The sequence below is a fragment of the Sorangium sp. So ce375 genome, from assembly GCF_051473855.1.
Taxonomy (GTDB): domain Bacteria; phylum Myxococcota_A; class Polyangia; order Polyangiales; family Polyangiaceae; genus Sorangium.
In genome coordinates, this window is record NZ_CP150335.1 from 7,864,293 (window position 1) to 7,883,013 (window position 18,721).

Consider the following 18,721-nt stretch of genomic DNA (forward strand, 5'->3'; position numbering starts at 1 on the left):
CGAGGCGGCGCCGGCAGAGCTCGCGCGCTCGCGCGGCGCGCTCGTGCGCGCTGGCGTCGGGAGGCCTGGCCATCGCGGTGATCTGGACGTGGGTCGGGGCGCGCGTCGCGCGCGTCGTTCAGGGCAGCTTCGGGTAGGCGGGGCCGAAGCTCGTCTCGACGTAGTCGCTCGTGGTGAGCAGCGGCGTCTTGGCGCTCGCGCTCTCATAGAGCGGCTGGACGATGCAGGCCGCCTGGCCGCACTCATCCGGCTCGGGGAAGAGCACGTCGGCGACGAGCCAGAACCTGGTCCGTTCGTCCTCTGGCGCGAACGCGACAGGCCGCTCGGGGCTGTAGAACCCCGCGGGCCCCAGATCGGCCCCGAGGGCGCTGTTGCAGAAGATCTTGATCCGGGGGTGGATATCGTGGGTCACCCCGCCACGACGATAGTAATGCACGCCGATCCGCGTCCATTGACCCTTCGGCGGAAAATCGATGTTGATGTTCTCCGGAGCGCAGAAGGTGGGCTCGTCGGGGTTGGTCTCGTCGGGGTCGCACCCCCTGTTGTCGAGGTCGATCCGCGGGTTGTGGCAGCCAAGCTCGTTGGCCCTCCATTTTTCCCCCACGCCCCGGGGGGCGTTGAAGCAGCTATTCTTTTCAGGCACCGGGTCCAGGTACCAGTTCACGGGGTCCGGCAGCCTCGCGCTGTTCAAGAACCACCGGATATCCGAGGGCTCGTGTGAGTTTTTCGCGAAGTGCAGGATGGCGCAGTTGTTCCATCCGCAGTCCGCCGACGATCCCAGCATCTTCCAGGGCTGCGTGTTGTTCGGCCTGTGGAGGTGCAGATCGAGATCGACGTCGCCGAACTCGTGCTGCCACTCCAGCTCGACGCGCAGGCCGCCCGCGCCGACGAAGAGCGGGTACTGGCAGCTCATGCTCGCGCCGCTCGCGACGCGCTTCGTGTACGTGACGGTGTACTCGCCCGACTGCAGCGGCTTGAAATCGTCCGCCGGATCCGTGCCGGTCACTCCGGGGCACGGGTCGACGCCATCCGGGCAGTCCACCGTCCACACCTCGGAGCCCGCGACCGCATCCGCGCTGAAGGCGCTCGTGCCCGCCTTGAGGTTCACATTGGCGAAGGGCGACGCCTGGAGCGGGCGGCACAGAGCGCCGCTATCCATATAGCAGTTCTCGTCGGCGTGAACGCCGCCGACGCACGGTCCCCACGTGCCCGTCTCGTCGCAGAGCTGGGTGCCGGGGAAGCAGCCCTCGCTGTTCCGGAACGACGGATCGCCGCGGAAGCAGGAGTGCGCCTGGCCGGGGATGCAGGGGCACGTCTCGTCGATCGCACCATCGCAGTCGTCGTCCAGGCCGAGGGTCGCGCCGGTGCACAGCTCCTCGTCGCCGCACGCGCTCCCACACGGGTTCACCATCACGTCGTCTTGGTGCTCCTGCCCTCCATCGATGTCGAGGAGACCACCCAGCCCTCCGGGGCCACCGGTCGTGCCGCCCGCTCCCGTCCCTGTGTCGTCAGCGCCGCTCGAGGTGAGATCGATGGACGAGCCCGTTGCGCTGCAGCTGGACACGACGCCGGCGCTGGACACGGACGCGCCAGCCGCGATGAGGAGCGAGGAGGAGAACCGAAATCGACGCATGACACCTCCGTTTGAGGGACCTCGATGCCGCGACAAAGCGGGTTCACCCCCGCTCGAACACCCGGCATTCCAGGAGCTCACGCGAGTGTAGCAAAATCAGCAAGCGACATCTTTGCTGTAATCGCTCAAACGAACGTGGCGCGCTCGCCGGTCGGCGCGGCCAATCCGGGCGCGGTCGATTGACCACATCTCACGGTTGATGGACCACATCTCACGGTCGATTGACCACATCTCACGGTCGATTGACCACATCTCACGGTCGATTGACCACATCTACCGATGCGCGGCGGGGCGTTTGGTCAGCTACGGGTGTTCGGCGAGCCGCGGGAGGTCTGTCGAGCCGCGGGCGCGCCAGGGCGCCGCGTCATTGCAGACCGACGGAGCGCCGTACCATTGCGCCGCAGCGTGCAGGGCGGCACCTCTGCAGCCAGGCCACGGGCCTGACACCAAGAGATCACCTATCCGATGATCGGCAGCTGCCTTCCGCCCTTGGCCCTCGCAGGCTGCGGCTCTGGCTGCGCCACGGACGCAGCGGCCGTCTCCTCGATGTGCACGCCGGAGCGGAAGCGCTGCTCGCCGCCCGCGATCTTGCGGTGCGCCAGCGTGTGCTGCATGAAATTCAGCGGGAAGAAGCCGGCCAGCTGAATCCAGCTCGACTGCCGTGTCAGGGTGAACCTGCGCCATATCGAGGACGGCGAGTAGAATTTCGTCCACGCGGACACCCAGCCCTCCCGGAGCCGCTCCCGGGACATCTGCTTGGGCACGAAATACGGCGAGCCGGCGTCGTGGTCGCGGCGCAGCCACCAGCGCTCGTCCGTGAGGCGCCCCTCCGCCTTGAGGCGGCGGTACAGCTGCGTCGCGGGGTACGGGGTGAGGATGGCATACAGCGCCATCGTCAGCTTCATGTCGATGCCGAACTCCACGGTGCGATCGAACACCTCGGGATCGTCCGTATCGAAGCCGAAGACGAAGCTCCCCCAGACCGAGATGCCGTGATCGTGGAGCATCGCCATCGTGTCCTTGTACTGGGAGGGCCGGTTCTGCCGCTTGCCGGTGAACTTGACCGTCTCCTCGTCGATGCTCTCGAAGCCGATGAAGAGCGCCTTGCAGCCGCTCTCGGCCATGAGCTTCACGTTCTCGAGGCGCTTGACCGCGGCGAGCGAGCACTGGCCTATCCAGTGCTTCTTCAGCGGGATCATCCGGGTGAAGAGCTCCTTCGAGTAGGCCCGGTGGATCATCACGTTGTCGTCGGCGAACATGATGAGCTTCCCGAGCGACCGGAGCTCGCTCAGCACCTCGTCCGTCGGGCGGAACCGCATCGTGGTGCCGTTCGCCGTCGACACGCTGCAGAACTCGCACGGGTACGGACAGCCGCGCATCGTCTGCACCACCTGGAACGGGATGTACTTCTTGGAGGTGAACAGGTCGCGCCGCGGCGCCGGCCTGCCCGCGAGGCTCGGCAGCTCGGGGCGGTAGATCGGCTTGAGCTCGCCGCGCTTCACGTCGGCGAGCAGGGCGGGCCACGCCTCCTCCGCCTCGCCGACCACGACCGCGTCCGCGTGCTGCATGGCCTCATCGGGGCAGGCTGTGGGGTGGATGCCACCGAGCACCACCTTCACGCCGCGCCTGCGGTAAGCGGCGGCGATATCGTAGCTCCGGCGGGCGGTCTTGCTGTCGACGCTGATTCCGACGAGATCGACGTCCTTGACGTCGCGCTCTAGATCGAAGGGCTGCACGACGTCATCGGTGTAGATGACCTCGTCCTCGGGAGGCGTGAGCGCCGCGAGGGTGCCGAGCCCCACCCGGGGCAGGTACGCGGAATCTTCGCTTGCCGTGGCGATGAGCTCGATCTGCATGGCAGCTCGTGCTTATCACGGCGGGGCGCCGGCCCGAACAGCCGAGGCGCGCCGCCCGCCGCGGCCGAGCGGCTGATGACCCAGCTCGGCGGCCACGCCGGGCGCGGCGCGCCGCCCGCGGAGGGCCTCGCCTGCTTTGCGCTAGGCGCGCCGGCGCCTTCGGCGCACCCTCTCGGCCGCCGCGCTCCGGACGCCGCGCCTCAAGGAGATCCACCACGCATGAGCTTGCTGTCTGACGCCGCAGTCTTTCTCGGCGCCGCCGTGGTCGCCGTGCCGCTGTTCAAGCGGATCGGCCTCGGCGCGGTGCTCGGCTACCTCGTCGCGGGCGCGCTGCTCGGGCCGTGGGGGCTGCGGATCATCACCAACGTCGAAGACATCCTCCACTTCTCGGAGCTCGGCGTGGTGCTGCTCCTCTTCCTCATCGGCCTCGAGCTCCAGCCGTCGCGGCTCTGGGTCCTGCGCCGCGCCGTGTTCGGGCTCGGCGGCGCGCAGGTCGCCCTCACGGGCGCGCTCATCGCGCTGATCGGCGCCGCGCTCGGCCTGCGCGCCGACACGGCGGCCATCGCGGGCGTCGGGCTCTCGCTCTCGTCGACGGCGTTCGTCCTGCAGATCCTGGCCGAGAAGGGCCAGATGCAGTCACAGCACGGCCGCTCCGCGTTCGCCATCCTGCTGTTCCAGGACCTCGCCGTGATCCCGCTGCTCGCGGTGCTCCCCCTGCTCGGCGCCGGGGGCGCGGCCCCCGCCGAGGGGAGCGCCGTCGCCTCGTCGCTCAAGGCGGCGGCCGTGCTGCTCGCCGTCATCGCGGGCGGCCGTTACCTCGTGCGCCCCGTCTTCCGGGCCATCGCCGCCGCCCACGCCCACGAGATCTTCACCGCGGCGGCCCTGCTCGTCGTGCTCGGCACGGCGCTCGTCATGGTGCAGGTGGGCCTCTCCATGTCGCTCGGCGCCTTCATGGCGGGCGTGCTGCTCGCCGACTCGGAGTACCGCCACGAGCTCGAGGCGGACATCGAGCCGTTCAAGGGCCTGCTCATGGGGCTCTTCTTCATCGCCGTCGGCATGTCGGCGAACATCGGCCTCGTCATCGAGCGCCCGCTGCTCGTCTTCGGGCTCGTCCTTGGCGTGATGGCGCTCAAGGCCGCCGTCCTGTTCACCCTCGGCAGGGCGAGCGGGCACGCCCCGGGCTCCGCGCGCGACCTCGCGCTCGCGCTCCCGCAAGGGGGCGAGTTCGCCTTCGTCCTCTTCGGTCTGGCCGCGGGACAGGGCATCATGGACAGGCTCCTCGCCGACCTCCTGGTCGTCGTGGTCACCCTGTCCATGGCGCTCACGCCGCTCGTCATCGCGCTCGGCGACGCGCTCGTCAAGCGATGGCTGCGGGGCGGGCCAGAGCGCCAGTTCGACGCGATCGACGACAACGACCCCAGGGTCATCATCGCCGGATACGGCCGCTTCGGCCAGATCGTCTCTCGCGTCCTCCGCACGAGGAAGATCCCCTTCACCGCGCTCGACGCGAGCGCGACGCAGGTCGACTTCGTCCGCAAATACGGTAACAAGATCTATTACGGAGACGCGTCCCGGCTCGACCTGCTCCGCGCGGCGCGCGCCGACAAGGCGAAGATCTTCGTGCTGGCGATCGACGACGTCGCGTCCTCGGTAAAGACGGCGGAGGTGGTGAAGCGGCACTTCCCGGATCTCATGATCTACGCGCGCGCCCGGAACCGCCAGCACGCGTATGCGCTGATGGATATCGGCGTGACGGTGCTGGAGCGGGAGACGTTCCTGTCGTCGCTCGAGGTGGCGGCGCGCGTGCTCGAGGGCCTCGGGATGCGCGAGCGGGACGCCCGCGCGACGATCGCGCGGTTCAGGGCGCACGACGAGAAGGTGCTCGTCCGCGGGCACGCGGTGCACAACGACGAGGCCAAGCTCATCGAGGCGGCGAGGCAGGCGGCGCAGGAGCTCGAAGGGTTGTTCGAGTCCGACGAGACCGCGCCGTCCGGCAGGGACGACAAGGCCGCGGCGGTGTGACGCGAAGACGACGACTCGTCGTCAGGTCCGGCCGCCCGCTCGCCAGAGCGCCGATCCGCCGATCAACCGAGAGATAAACCGCCATAGAGCGGTTCCCACCCGCCCCTGGCACGAGCGTCGCAGAGCGGCGGTCACCCGCACAGGAGACGTGTCCAGATCGGCGTTTTCGGCGCGCAGGCGTACTCACGTACGCCGAGCACCGAAAACGTCGAGATGGGCCCGTATCCGAAGCGGGTGACCGCCGCTCTACTCCTGCTCTTGCTTCGCGCCGATGCCGTGGCGGCGGAGGTAGGCCCGCACGTGCGCCCGCTCCATGCCCGCGCGCCGCGCCATCTCGCTCACGTTGCCCTTCGCGTCCTCGGACAGGGCGGCGAAGTAGTCGCGCTCGAACCGCGCGAGGACGTCGCGCTTCGCCTCCTGGAACTGGCGGCCCTTCATCGAGGCGAACGAGCTGTTGACCGCGCCGCCGCCGCCGCCGCTGCCCGGGTGGATCGACGGCGACGAGCTCGGGTGCACGGGCGTCTCGGTGAGGGCGCCGAGGTGCGCCGCGATGTCGATCTCCTCGCCCTCGGCGGCGAGCGCGAACGCGACGGCGACCGCGTTCCGGAGCTCGCGGACGTTGCCCGGCCAGTCGTGCCGCATCAGCCGCTCGAGCGTCATGTTCGAGACGCGCTCGTACGCGCTCTCGTCGCCGAGATCCTTCAGCATCCGGCGCACGAGCACGGGGATGTCCTCCACGCGCTGCCGGAGCGCCGGCAGCTCGATCTTTATCTGCGCGACGCGGAAGTAGAGGTCGCTCCGGAAATTGCCGCCGTTGACGGCCCGGACGAGGTCGCGGCGCGTCGCCGCGAGCACGCGCACGTCGACCTCGCGGTAGCTCGACCCGCCGACGCTCTTGATGCGGCGCTCGGCCAGCGCGCGGAGGAGCTTCGGCTGCACCTCGAGCGGCAGCTCGCCGAGCTCGTCGAGGAAGATCGTCCCGCCGTCCGCCTCGATGAACGGCGAGAGGCGCTTGTCGACCGCGCCCGTGAACGCGCCGCGCTCGTGGCCGAACAGCGTCGCCTCCGCCAGGGTCGGCGGGATCGAGCCGCAGTCCACGACAACGAACGGCTTCTTCGAGCGGGCGCTCGCGAGGTGCAGCGCCTGCGCGACGAGCTCCTTGCCCGTCCCGGTCTCGCCCGTGATGAGCACCGTGAGATCGGTCGGCGCCATCTTGGAGAGGCGCTCGAAGATGGCCCGCATCCCGGGGCTGCTCGCCACGAGCGGGCCGAACGACGGGATCGCCGAGACCGTGATGCGCTCGGGCCGCAGCGGCTCGAACTGGATCTCTGTCTCGCCGAGCCGGAGCTTCGTGCTCGTGAGCAGGTAGATGTCGCCGACCCGCACGCCGCCGACGAAGGTCCCGTTCCTGCTGTCGAGATCGCGCACCCGGACGCCCTGCTCGGTGGCGACGAACTCGGCGTGCACCGCGCTGACCTTGGCGTCGTCGAGGACCAGCTGGCAGGCCGCGTTGCGGCCCACGATGACGGGATCGGTGCCGATCTCCAGCCATCCGCCGCCGCGCGCGGCCGACGATTTCGTGAGCCGGATGCGCCCGCCGCGCACCTCGACCCGGTTCTTCGTGCCTACCGTGGCGTCGAGCAACTCAGTGCCTCTCTGTCTTGCGGCGCGAAGGTGGCCCCTCCGGCCGGGGAATCTCTGCGCTCCCGCCCCTGCTCGGCGGCGCCGGCGGCGCGCCCGCGCCCGCCCTGCTCGGCGGCGCCGGCGGCGCACCCACGCCCGCCCTGCTCGGCGGCGCCGGCGGCGCACCCACGCCCGCCCTGCTCGGCGGCGCTGGGGGTGCCGCGCCCCCGCCCCTGCTCGGCGGCGCCGGCGGCGCGCCCGCCCTGCTCGGCGGCGCTGGGGGTGCCGCGCCCCCGCCCCTGCTCGGCGGCGCCGGCGGCGCGCCCGCGCCCGCCCTGCTCGGCGGCGCCGGCGGCGCGCCCGCGCCTGCCCTGCTCGGCGGCGCCGGCGGCGCGCCCGCGCCCGCCCTGCTCGGCGGCGCCGGCGGCGCGCCCGCGCCCGCCCTGCTCGGCGGCGGCGGGGGCGCGGTGCTCCCGGTCCTGCTGGGAGGGGCGAGCGGCGCAGGGGGTGGCGAGCTGTGGCCGGCGTCGCTGAAGCCACCGTTCTCCGTCATCGTCGGCGGGCCGTCGACGACCGTCGGGTTGTCTTCCAGGAACGCGTCGGGCAGCTCGGAGGGGTACCTGCTCCGCTGCGAGCGGCGCGTCGCGCGCGTGATGTTCGCCGGCTGGATGGCGCGCCAGCTCGACAGCGCCTCCGCCGCGGAGCCGAAGCGCGCTTCGCGCCGGCGATCGAGCGCCCGCTCGAGGAAGCGCTCGATGCCCACCGGCCACTTCTCGCCCGTCGCCTCGGCGAGCGACGGCGCCGGGCGATCGAGCTTCATCGCGACGAGCACCGCTGCGTTCGCGCCCTCGAACGGCAGCCGCCCGGAGAGAGCCCGGAAGGCCACCGCGCCGACCGCGTAGATGTCGGCCCGCTCGTCGGCCCGCGCGGCGCCCCGCACCTGCTCCGGCGCCATGTACGCGAACGATCCCAGCGTCGCGTCGAAGGCGGTGAGCGTCGGCTCCTCCTTCTCGCGCCGCGTGAGCTTCGAGATGCCGAAATCGAGGATCTTCGCGCGCTCGCGCCGATCCGGCAGGCCGAGGTGCTCCAGGTAGATGTTGCCCGGCTTCAGATCGCGGTGGATGACGCCCGCGGCGTGCGCGGCCACGAGCCCCTGCAGCACGTCATCGATGATCGTGCCGACCTCGCTGAACGGCAGGTACTGCTCGCGCTTCAGCCGATCCGCCAGCGACTCGCCGTCGAGCTGCTCGAACACGAGCAGGTGCTCGCCCTCGTCCGTCTGCCCGACCTCGAGCAGCTGGCAGACGTACGGGCTCTGGATGGCCGAGGCGATCTTCGCCTCGCGATCGAAGCGCCTCACGAGGTCGGGCTTCATCGCGGCGCGCGCGAGCAGGACCTTGATGGCCACCTGCTGGTTGTCCGATTCCCGTGTTGCTGCCCAGACTTCGCCCATGCCGCCCCGCCCGAGCAGACGGGTGACACGGTAGCCAGCAACAACGTCGCCCGGGTGGATCGCCACGTAACCTGGATCGGGACCGTACCACCGCCAATCTCAAACAGGCGAGAAAAAAGCGAGCATCCGGGTAAAGCCCGTGATTCCCGGAGCGAGCGGAACCGATCACGGAGCGCGGCACGCGGCGCACGTCGCGACCGCCGCGACGCGCGACGACCGCGGCGCATGGAGCTGCGGCCGCGGCGAGCCGCTGCGCACGGCGCGGCGGCTCGCCGCGTGATACGGCGCAGGCGCGCTCGGAGCGAGCGCGAAACGGATGAGGCGCCATGGTCCCGAGGACCACGGCGAGCCCCGCGCCCTCGGTGGGCGCGGCCGCAGCCCGCGCGGCGCGCGGAATCCCGGGAAGAATCCGAGGGACGCAGCACTAGCCCGATGCGAGATGATTCTGTAGGCTCGGCGCGCCATGCCGCGCACAGCCGAGGATGTCGAAACCTACCTCCTGCAGCTCGATCGCCGGTTCGAGAACGACGCCGGTACCTATCTCGTCTCGGGGGGCCCGGGCTCACCGCCGATCGCGATCCGCATCGACCCGCCGATCGTGGCGGTGCGTGTCTCGATCGGCCCCGTGCCAGGGGACGATACACACCAGACCAAGCTCTTCCGCCGCCTGCTCGAGTACAACGCGACGGATCTGATGCATGCTTCGTATGGGCTCGAGGCGGGCACCGTCGTCCTGTCGGCGGCGCTGGAGCTCGAGAACCTCGACATGAACGAGCTCGAGGCGATCCTGAGCGACATCGATCTCGCGCTCGCCCGCCACGTCCCGGTGCTGCACGATCTCGCGCTCAGCTGAGCAGACCCGCCGCGCCTTTCGACCCTGCGCTACCCGAGAGTTGGAGCTGATCTATGGGAATTTTCGCGCGCCTTGCGACCCTCATCAAGTCGAACCTGAACGATCTCATCAGCCGCTCGGAGGACCCCGAGAAGATGCTGAACCAGGTCGTCATCGACATGCAAAACCAGCTGATCGAGGCGAAGAAGCAGGTCGCCGTCTCGATCGCCGACGAGAAGCGGCTGGCCAAGCAGGCCGAGCAGGAGGCCGCCAACGCCGCGGAGTGGGAGCGCAGGGCGATGCTCGCGATCAAGGCGGGCGACGACGCGCTGGCCAAGGAGGCGCTGAACCGCAAGAAGGAGCACGACCAGCTCGCCACCTCCTACAAGGATCAGTGGCAGAAGCAGAAGCAGGCCGTCGACCAGCTGAAGACGGCGCTGCGCCTCCTGAACAACAAGATCGAGGAGGCGAAGCGCAAGAAGAACGTGCTCATCGCCCGGAAGAAGCGGGCCGAGGCGCAGAAGGCGATCCAGGAGACCATGAGCGGTCTCAACAACGCCTCCGCCTTCGAGACGTTCGATCGGATGGCGAACAAGATCGACCAGATCGAGGCCGAGGCCGAGGCCGCCGGCGAGATCGCCGAGCAGTACACGGGCGACACGCTGGCGCACCGGTTCGGGCAGCTCGAGGCGACGGCGGGCGCGGACGACGAGCTGCTCGCGCTCAAGCGGAAGATGGGCGTGCTCCCGCCCGAGCCGCCGCCCGCCGCTGCGCCGCCGCAGGTGCGCGTGGCCGGCGCGGCCGGCGCGCCGGCCGCGGTGCCCCAGGCCGAGCAGGACGAGCTCGCGGCGGCGCTCGCGGAGCTCGAGGCCGAAGAACAACGTGAACAAGCCAGGATGAAGCGCTAGAGCACGCCTGCCCATGAGCCAAGCCGCCACGGCGCTCCGCCCGGCCGGACCGAACGCCACGCCTGCCGTCTCCATCCCCGTCCACGCCGAAGAGGTCGGCGCCTTCCTCGAGCGCGTCGGGGTGAGCTCGTCCGGCGGGCTCACCGAGGCCGAAGCGCAGAAGCGCCTCGCGGAGCACGGCAAGAACCGCCTGCCCGAGACGAAGAAGAAGAGCGCGCTCGTCCGCATCCTCGAGCAGTTCGCGAACCCGCTCGTGCTCACGCTCCTCGCCGCGGCGGCGATCGCGGTGGTCGTCGGCTTCACGGCCGACCAGCACGAGAGCATCCTCCACCGCTTCGGCGACGCGATCGCGATCCTGCTGATCGTGATCCTGAACGCCTTCCTCGGCTACTACCAGGAGCGGCGCGCGGAGGCGGCCCTGGAGGCGCTCCAGAAGCTCAGCGCGCCGAACGCGCGCGTGCGCCGCGGCGGCAAGACCGTGGTCATCGCGGCCGAGGACGTCGCGCCCGGCGACATCCTCGAGCTCGAGGCGGGCGACTCGGTCCCGGCCGACGCGCGGCTCGTGCAGACGATCAGCTTCGCCACCGAGGAGGCGGCGCTGACGGGCGAGAGCGCGGCCGCGGTCAAGGACGCCCTCGCCCCGGTCGCGCGCGACGCGCCGCTCGGGGACCGGGTCACGATGGTCTTCACGGGCACGAGCGTCGTGCGCGGCAAGGGGCGCGCGGTGGTGACCGCGACCGGCGTGGGCACCGAGCTCGGCCGCATCGGCGAGATGATCCGCTCGGTCGGCGAGCAGAAGACGCCCCTCGAGGAGCGCCTCGACCGCTTCGGCTCGGTGATCCTGCGGGTGTGCCTGGCGCTCTCCGCGGTGCTGCTCGGCTGGGGGTTCATCCGGGGCGGCCGGCCGTGGCACGAGCTCCTGCTCGAGGGCGTGAGCCTCGCCGTGGCCGCCATCCCCGAGGGGCTGCCCGCGATCACGACGATCACGCTCGCGCTGGGGATGCAGCGCATGGCGCGGCGCGGGGCGATCGTGCGCAAGCTGCCCGCGGTCGAGACGCTCGGCGCCGCCACGATCATCGCGTCGGACAAGACGGGCACGCTCACCCAGAACGAGATGACCGTGCGCAACGTGTACGCGGGCGGCCACCGCTACACGGTGACCGGCGAGGGGTACAACCCGACGGGCGCGCTGCGGGACGAGCGGGGCGTGGAGGTCGTGGAGCACTCGGCGCCCCTCACGTACCTGTTCGCGACGGTCGCGCTCTGCAACAACGCGTCGCTCGACGAGGACCGGGCGACGGGCCGCTGGAACATCGTCGGCGATCCGACCGAGGGGGCGCTGCTGACGCTGGCCGCGAAGGGCAGCTACTCGCGCGAGTCGGTGGCGCCGTCGCACGCGTTCGTGCACGAGCTGCCGTTCGACAGCGACCGCAAGCGGATGACGGTGATCACGCGCGACGAGCGCGGCCGCGAGATCGCGCACGTGAAGGGGAGCGTCGACGTGCTCCTGCCGCTCTGCGTGAAGTTCGCCGACGACAAGGGCGTGCGCGCCCTGACCGAGGACGACCGGGCCGCGATCGTCGCCGAGGCCGATCGCATGAGCGCGGCCGCGCTGCGCGTGCTCGCGATCTGCCGCCGGGTGCGGATCAGCCGCGACGAGGCCGACGTCGAGCGCGAGCTCACGTTCCTCGGCCTTGTCGGGATGATGGACCCGCCGCGGCAGGGGGTGAAGGAGGCGGTGGCCGAGTGCCGCCGCGCCGGCATCCGCGCCGTGATGATCACCGGAGACCACCGGCTCACCGCGACGGCGATCGCCCAGGAGATCGGGCTCTGGGACGAGGGAGACGAGGCGCTCAGCGGCGCGGAGCTCGCGGCGATGAGCGACGAGGAGCTCTCGCGGCGCATCATGCACCTGCGCGTCTTCGCCCGGACGACGGCGGAGCAGAAGCTCCGGCTCGTGCGGGCGTTCAAGGCGCACGGCCACATCGTGGCGATGACGGGCGACGGCGTGAACGACGCGCCCGCGCTCCGGGAGGCGCACATCGGCGTGGCGATGGGCCGCGGCGGCACCGACGTGGCGCGGCAGGCGGCGGACCTCGTGCTGGCGGACGACAACTTCGCGACCATCGTCGAGGCGGTGCGCGAGGGGCGCGCCATCTACCGCAACATCCAGAAGTTCATCTTCTTCCTCCTCTCGTCGAACATGGGCCTGCTCGTGGCCGTGTTCGTCGTCTCGTTCTTCGGCAAGTGGCCGCCGCTGACGCCGCTCATGATCCTCTGGATCAACCTCGTGACGAACGGCCTGCCGGCGCTCGCGCTCGGCATCGATCCGCCGGATCCGCAGCTCATGTCCGAGGCGCCGCGGCCGCGCGACGAGGGCCTGCTCGTCAAGCGCGACTACCTCGGGATCCTGTACGTCGGCGCGATCATGGGGCTCGCCGCCGTCGCGCTCTACGCGACGTCGGAGCAGACCGAGGAGGCGCTGCTCCGCACGCGCGCCGTCGCCTTCTCGCTGCTGGCGCTGTCGCCGCTCTTCCACGCCTGGAGCTGCCGGAGCCCGGTGATCTCGCTCTTCGCGTCGAAGCCGCTCATCAGCCTCCCGCTCCTCGTGGCGGTCGCGGCGAGCGCGGCGATCCACCTCATCGCGCTGCTCGTGCCCGCGCTGCGCCCGGTCTTCCGCACGTACGCGATGTCGTCGAACGAGTGGATGCTCCTGCTCGTCCTCTCGGCGCTCATCGTTCCGGCCGTCGAGATCGCAAAGCTCGTGTACCGCCAGATCCGCCCCGAAGGCGCCGGCCTCGCCCGCCCTACGCCGTCCGACAGGCCCCGCTGACAAGCCGCTGAGCGCCGGCGTCGCCGGCTTCCGTCGTTCCGGTCGCCCGCCCGGTCGAGGCCGTCCCCTCGCGGCGTCGGGGGAGCCGCCTCGGGTGGCTGGCCACGCGGAGCGATCCGGAAAGAAAGCGCTCGTGGTAAGAACAAGCGGGCGCGGAGAGGCGTCCAAACCCGAGCTTATGAGACGTCAACCACACCACCTCCGTGCACCGGGGGCTCGTGCCTTCGGCCCCCACCTCGCCGCGCTCGCGCCGGTCGCGCTGGCGGCGCTGACCGCCGCCGCCCCCTCCCCCGCCCTCGCCGCCGGCGAGCCGATCGCCGTGCCGCTCGTCGAGTCGAAATGGCTCAAGCTCGACGGGGTCGTGAAGGAGTGGCCGGTCGCGTTCACCTCCCTCGGCCTCAAGCTCAAGGGCAAGCCCGGCAAAACCGACCTGGCCGCGCAGGTGGCCATCGCCTACGACGACGCGCGGATCTACGTGGCCGCCGACGTGACCGACGACACGCTGCGAGGCGGCGCCGATCACGTGAAGGTCGTGATCGGGTTCCCGGGCGGAAAGATCCAGGAGATCGCGCTTTACCCGGGGCAGCCGGGCAAGACCGCGGGGAGCGTCAAGGTCCCGGGCGGCAAGGTGGTGCCCGGGGCGAAGGTCATCGAGGCCCCCCGGAGCGGCGGGTACACCCTGGAGGCGAGCGTCCCCTGGGCCGCGTTCCCCGAGGCGGCGACGACCCGGGTCGGGCTGCGGGCAGGGCTCTTCGTCCATGACGACGACGGCGCCGGGGTCGACGCGGTCGTCGGCAGCGCCGCGTCGGAGGAGTACGGATCGCTGTCGCCGCTCGCGACCGAGCCCGAGCTCGCGCTCGCCGACGGCCTCCTCCGGAGCAAGGGCATCCAGGGCCGCGCGCGCTACGACCTCGTCGCGGACGTGGCCGGCGACGCGATGCGGGAGCGGGTGCTCGTCTACGAGCGGTACCTGATCGTCCTCGGCCCTGGGTTCCGGAAGGGCGCGCAGTACTACTTCGAGGACCTCGGGGTCGACGCCAAGGAGGGCATGCTGCCGTCGCTCACGGCGCGCGACCTGACGGGCGACGGCCAGGCCGAGCTCATCCTGCGGAAGCGCTCCGGCAGCAGCACCAAGTACCGAGAGGTCATGCACGTGCTGCAGTTCGGCGCCGGCGACACGCCGAAGCCGATCTTCCAGCACGAGATCGCGATCGCGACCGACAAGGGATCGGTCGTCAACGAGGTCGGCTTCGTGCCCGACGGCGAGAAGATGGCGATCCGCGTGGAGCCGGGCAAGGCGACCCGGTACGACGCGAGCAACTACGCGGAGGGGGTCGAGACGACGTACGACCCGCTGCTCTTGCCCTGGGGGTCGATCAAGTCGCAGCTCTACAAGCTGACCGACGGGGTGTTCACAAAGGCGAGCGAGCAGCGGCAGGCGGGCGCCGCGGCGCCGCGCCCGTCGCCGGCGAGGGCCGAGGAGACGCGGGCCGCGCCGAAGCCGGCCGGCCTCTCGCCGGCCGAGATGCTCGACAAGGTGTACGCGCTCTACCGGCGCGACCGCAGCGCCTCGTCGAGCAAGCCGCGGTTCGACCTCGGCGCCGACGTGGCCGGCGGCAAGGAGCCCGAGCGGGTGCTCCTGCACGACCGCGACATCGTGGTGTTCGGCAAGGGGTTCCGGGGCGGCGCGGGGTACGCGTTCATGACGCTCGCGCAGTTCGGCTCTCCGGCCGACATCCGCTCGGTGCGCGCGCTCGATCTCACCGGCGACGGCAAGGCGGAGATCATCGTCCACGGCACCGTCCGCGCGGCCGCGCCGAAGGAGGCGGGCGGCGGGACCGTGGACCGCGACGTCGTGCAGATCTTCCGGGTCGAGGGCGAGAGCATCCAGCGGATCTTCGCGGCCGAGGTCGCGCGCAGCATCGGCGAGAAGAAGATCGCCGGCGAGCTCAAGTTCGTGCGCGTGGGCGACAAGATGGGTATCGAGCTCGCTCCGGGGAAGGCCGTCGAGTGGACGGAGCAGACGTACCCCTTCAACCAGGACAAGGGGCCCGTCGGCGGCTTCGAGCCGCTGCTGCTGCCGTGGGGAGGAGCGCAGCCGGCGCGGTACGTCTGGAACGGGTCGACCTTCGCCAAGTAGGCAGTGACAGGGCGGCGTCCGTCTTCACCCGCCGGCGGCGCGCCTCGCGCAGCATCCGGGACGCCGTATTGTCGAGGGCCGAGAGGGCTGCGCGCTCGTGAAGGTGGAGGCCAGCCGGCGGTGGCGCCGCGCGTCAGCGCGGAGCGCGGGAGTCGACATGACTCCCCTCCTCCTGAAGAAAGCGTGACGAAAGATTACCCATCCTCGTAATGCGATGACACGAGGGCTTTGAACGGGCTCTCGCGTGCTCGTGTTTCCTTGTCCTGCACCGGAGCTATCGAGTACAGGGCGACATGGGCTCGACCCGGACCGCCTGGCAGGTGCTGCTCGCCGTGCTGCTGCGTCAGCGCCGCCCGCGCCACTTCCACGTCCAGAGCGAGGTGCCGTTATCGGCCGAGCCGCCCCGCGCCGATTACCTCCTGCTGCGCAACGACGCGCCGGGTGAGGTCCGCGAGCCGGCCGGCACGTTGCGAAGGCTCTGGTCGCTCTTGCCCAGGGAGACGATCGTCGAGTTCAAGAGCGTCCGGCGCACCTACCGCGGCCGCGATCTCGACCGGCTCTGGGGCTACCTGTCGCTGCACTACGCGAGCGCTGGAAAGCGGCTCCGAGCGCGCGCCGACCTGGCCGGCGTGGTGCTGCTGCCGTCGCGCACGCGCTCGCTCGACGCCGATGCCGCGGCGCTCGGGCTGGAATGGCTCGACCTCGCCGGCGGGTACTGGCAGCTCCAGAGCGGAGCGTTCGCGCTGTACGTGGTCGAGCTCGCCACGGTGGCCAAGGACGAGGGCGACGATCTGCTACACTTGCTCGGTCACGGCGAGGCGCGAACGGTCGAGGCTCGCAGGTGGCTGGCCGAGCAGGTCGGTGCAGAGGAGAGCGCGATGGCGATGCGCGAGCTGGAAGGCTTCGACGAGGTGTTGCGGACGCTGCTGACGAAGCTGCCGATCGAGGCGTTGCTGCCGGCGCTGCCGGTCGACGAGCTGCTGGCGGCGCTGCCGCCCGAGCAGCGGCTCGCCGGGCTGCCGCCAGAGCAGCGGGCCGCGGGGCTCACGCCCGAGCAGCGGCTCGCCGGGCTGCCGCCAGAGCAGCGGCTCGCCGGGCTGCCGCCAGAGCAGCGGGCCGCGGGGCTCACGCCCGAGCAGCGGCTCCTCCTCGCGCCTGACGAGACGTTGCGGCTGCTGCCCGACGACTACCTGCGCTCGCTCCCAGAGGATATCCGGGCGCAGGTCCGCGCCCGGATCGGCCGCCCGCTCTAGACAAGCGCGACACCACGCGCATGCGGCCCTCTCCTACCGCTCGTCCGCCATGCGCCGTCGACGGCGCCGGGCCGCCGACGCGGCCGCGAAGGCGAGGCCGAGCAGGGCCATGACGACGCCGCTCCAGGAGACGAGCCGCAGGCGCGGGTCGGCGTCGAGCTCGGTGGCCTCGTCTGCGCGGCTCTGGACGATGACCACGAGATCGGTGTGGCCGACCGGCGCGATCCCGGCGAGAAAGTCGCCGCCGTACTTCGCAGGATCGCGCTCGGCGAGCGGATCGCGCCAATCGTCCACCGAGGCCACCCGCTCGGGCGGCGGGAGCCGGAGCTGCTCCAGCCCTGCCGCGTCGGAGGCCCGCGCCCCTGGGAGGAGCCCGCTCAGCGTCGCGCTGCGGAGCGCGGCGCCCTCGCCATAGCTGAGGCCGTCGTGGACCAGCACCGTGAACTCATCGCTCCCCGGGGCTGGCCCGCCGCGCTCGAGATCGCGGCGCGCGGCCAGCGCGGCGAAGCGGCGGCCGTCGCTTAGCCGGAGCGCGCCGAGCCGGGAGTCCGTCGCGATGGTCGCGACGAGCACCCCGGCGAACTCGCCGGAAGCGCCGCGAATCGGGGCTGCGAGGGCGAACTTGTGGTTGTAGTCGGTCTCCGACTGGAAGGCGCGGGAGACGTACGCCACGCCGGGATCCGGCCCCTCGGCGAGGCGCCGGGCACCGCGGAAGTAGTTGCGGAACGAGTACGGCCCCCGAGGCGGCGCCGCCTCCGGCCAGTGCAGGAGCAGCCCCCCATCCCGGTCGACCACGAACCAGGTGACCAGCGAGGGGCCTCCGTCCTGGCCCACGTACGCCTCGCGGAGCTCCTCGAGCACCGGGAGGTGCGGATGCTCGATGAGCGCCGCCGCCCGCGGATCGGCGGCGGCGCGGGACACGAGCACGCCGTAGTGCCAGAGCTGCGCGAGCACCGCGCCGGCGAGCGCCCGCGCAGCGTACACGTTGCCATCGAGCACCTCCTGCCGCCGCGCCTCCGTCTGGGCGCGCGCCGTGGCCACGGCCCCCGCGAGCGCCAGCGTCGCCACGAGCATCAGCGCCGCCGCGACCGGGTGCCGCGCGCACCAGCGGAGCGCGCGCTCGACCCGGCCCGGGGCGCGGGCCGCGATGGGCTCGCCGAGCAGCCAGCGCTCCAGATCTCCGGCGAGCGCCTCGGCCGAGCCATAGCGGCGCTCGGGCTCCTTGCGGAGGCACGTCAGGCAGATGGTCTCGAGATCGCGCGGCAGGTCGCGGCGGACCGAGCGCGGCGAGGTCGGCTCCTCCTGGGCCGTGCGCCGCAACGTCTCCTGCGGCGTCGGCCCATCGAAGGGACGGCGGCCGGTGACCAGCTCGTAGAGGATCACGCCGAGGCTGAAGACATCGGCCGCCGGCGTGAGCCGCCTCGCGTGGCCCAGCGCCTGCTCCGGCGCCATGTACCCGGCCGTTCCCACGCGGGCGCCCGTCATGGTTCCGCACTCATCCCCCAGCTGCATGGCGACCCCGAAGTCCGCCACGTAGGGCTCGCCGGCCTCGTCGAACAGGATGTTCGCCGGCTTCAGGTCGCGGTGGAGGATCTGCCGGCGGTGGCCCGCGTCGACGGCGCGGGCGAGCTTCGCGACGAGCTCGGCGGCGCGGCGCGGATCGCGGTAGCGATCGAGGCGGGCGGTGAGCGTGCCGCCGGCCATCAGCTTCATCGTGAAATATGCGCGCTCCTCGTGCTCGCCGACGTCGTAGATCGGCACGATGTTCGGGTGATCCAGGCGGGCGACCACCTCGATCTCGCGCTGGAACAGCCGCGCCGCGGTGTCGCTCGCGAACGGGCCGCCCGCGAGCATCTTGAGCGCGACGATCCGGCCGGCGCGGACCTGCCGGGCCCGGTAGACCACCCCCATGCCGCCTGCGCCGAGCTGATCGAGGATCTCGTAGGCGCCGAGACGCAACGATGGAAAGGGGCTGCTTTGCTGGCCGAGCGGGTCGGGCTCGGCCGGCGGCGAGGCGCGGTCGACCACGCGCCCGATGAGGCAGGCCGGGCAGAGGCCGAGCGGCGCATCGCGCCAGATCGTCGCCCCGCACCTCGGACAGACACGGAGCGTCATGGGCGCGGCAGAATCGGTGTGGACTTCACCAGCCATTGCCCATCATTCCGGAT

Annotated in this window: 11 protein-coding genes; 6 read left to right on the forward strand and 5 right to left on the reverse strand. The window is 71.4% G+C overall.

Features of this window, described 5'->3' with window-relative positions; translation table 11 throughout:
* Positions 1–118: 118 nt before the first annotated feature.
* Together WME90_RS28935 and WME90_RS28940 are read right to left on the reverse strand one after the other, a co-directional pair.
* Positions 119–1,633 (reverse strand): hypothetical protein, encoded by a 1,515-nt coding sequence (locus WME90_RS28935; RefSeq protein ID WP_437275242.1) that lies wholly within the window; start codon positions 1,631–1,633, stop codon positions 119–121.
* A 458-nt stretch (positions 1,634–2,091) separates the two neighbouring features.
* Positions 2,092–3,489, reverse strand: coding sequence for a B12-binding domain-containing radical SAM protein (locus WME90_RS28940; RefSeq protein ID WP_437275243.1), 1,398 nt, complete (start codon positions 3,487–3,489; stop codon positions 2,092–2,094).
* Positions 3,490–3,708: 219 nt separating this feature from the next.
* On the opposite strand from WME90_RS28940, the gene WME90_RS28945 reads away from it, so the two are divergent.
* Positions 3,709–5,511 (forward strand): monovalent cation:proton antiporter-2 (CPA2) family protein, encoded by a 1,803-nt coding sequence (locus WME90_RS28945; RefSeq protein ID WP_437275244.1) that lies wholly within the window; start codon positions 3,709–3,711, stop codon positions 5,509–5,511.
* 246 nt (positions 5,512–5,757) lie between these two features.
* Here WME90_RS28945 and WME90_RS28950 read toward each other — a convergent pair whose 3' ends face one another.
* Positions 5,758–7,155 (reverse strand): sigma 54-interacting transcriptional regulator, encoded by a 1,398-nt coding sequence (locus tag WME90_RS28950; RefSeq protein ID WP_437275245.1) that lies wholly within the window; start codon positions 7,153–7,155, stop codon positions 5,758–5,760.
* 1 nt (position 7,156) lies between these two features.
* Entirely contained in the window at positions 7,157–8,653 is a 1,497-nt protein-coding gene (locus WME90_RS28955) for a serine/threonine-protein kinase (RefSeq protein ID WP_437275246.1), read from the reverse strand.
* 397 nt (positions 8,654–9,050) lie between these two features.
* Here WME90_RS28955 and WME90_RS28960 point away from each other — a divergent pair, with 397 nt between their 5' ends.
* The 5 genes from WME90_RS28960 (at position 9,051) to WME90_RS28980 (ending at position 16,553) form a co-directional block, all read left to right on the forward strand.
* On the forward strand, positions 9,051–9,440 hold the full coding sequence (locus WME90_RS28960; RefSeq protein ID WP_437275247.1) for a hypothetical protein: 390 nt from the start codon (positions 9,051–9,053) through the stop codon (positions 9,438–9,440).
* 53 nt (positions 9,441–9,493) lie between these two features.
* Positions 9,494–10,327, forward strand: a complete 834-nt coding sequence (locus tag WME90_RS28965) for a PspA/IM30 family protein (protein WP_437275248.1) — start codon at positions 9,494–9,496, stop codon at positions 10,325–10,327.
* A gap of 13 nt (positions 10,328–10,340) precedes the next feature.
* Positions 10,341–13,160 (forward strand): cation-translocating P-type ATPase, encoded by a 2,820-nt coding sequence (locus WME90_RS28970; protein ID WP_437275249.1) that lies wholly within the window; start codon positions 10,341–10,343, stop codon positions 13,158–13,160.
* A gap of 178 nt (positions 13,161–13,338) precedes the next feature.
* Positions 13,339–15,300 carry a sugar-binding protein gene (locus tag WME90_RS28975; RefSeq protein ID WP_437275250.1) on the forward strand — a complete coding sequence of 654 codons (1,962 nt, stop codon included), beginning with the start codon at positions 13,339–13,341 and terminating at the stop codon, positions 15,298–15,300.
* Between the two features lie 293 nt (positions 15,301–15,593).
* Positions 15,594–16,553, forward strand: coding sequence for a hypothetical protein (locus WME90_RS28980; protein WP_437275251.1), 960 nt, complete (start codon positions 15,594–15,596; stop codon positions 16,551–16,553).
* Positions 16,554–16,586: 33 nt separating this feature from the next.
* On the opposite strand, the gene WME90_RS28985 is transcribed toward WME90_RS28980, so the two are convergent.
* The gene (locus WME90_RS28985) at positions 16,587–18,704 is read right to left on the reverse strand and encodes a serine/threonine protein kinase (RefSeq protein ID WP_437275252.1); all 2,118 of its coding nucleotides are present in this window, start codon (positions 18,702–18,704) and stop codon (positions 16,587–16,589) included.
* Positions 18,705–18,721 lie beyond the last annotated feature (17 nt).

Excerpts from the sequence above, each read along its gene's own strand:
- WME90_RS28935 (WP_437275242.1), bottom strand. The coding sequence starts at position 1,633 with ATGCGTCGATTTCGGTTCTCCTCCTCGCTCCTCATCGCGGCTGGCGCG.
- WME90_RS28940 (WP_437275243.1), bottom strand. The coding sequence starts at position 3,489 with ATGCAGATCGAGCTCATCGCCACGGCAAGCGAAGATTCCGCGTACCTG.
- WME90_RS28945 (WP_437275244.1), top strand. The coding sequence starts at position 3,709 with ATGAGCTTGCTGTCTGACGCCGCAGTCTTTCTCGGCGCCGCCGTGGTC.
- WME90_RS28960 (WP_437275247.1), top strand. The coding sequence starts at position 9,051 with ATGCCGCGCACAGCCGAGGATGTCGAAACCTACCTCCTGCAGCTCGAT.
- WME90_RS28965 (WP_437275248.1), top strand. The coding sequence starts at position 9,494 with ATGGGAATTTTCGCGCGCCTTGCGACCCTCATCAAGTCGAACCTGAAC.
- WME90_RS28970 (WP_437275249.1), top strand. The coding sequence starts at position 10,341 with ATGAGCCAAGCCGCCACGGCGCTCCGCCCGGCCGGACCGAACGCCACG.
- WME90_RS28975 (WP_437275250.1), top strand. The coding sequence starts at position 13,339 with ATGAGACGTCAACCACACCACCTCCGTGCACCGGGGGCTCGTGCCTTC.
- WME90_RS28980 (WP_437275251.1), top strand. The coding sequence starts at position 15,594 with ATGGGCTCGACCCGGACCGCCTGGCAGGTGCTGCTCGCCGTGCTGCTG.
- WME90_RS28985 (WP_437275252.1), bottom strand. The coding sequence starts at position 18,704 with ATGGCTGGTGAAGTCCACACCGATTCTGCCGCGCCCATGACGCTCCGT.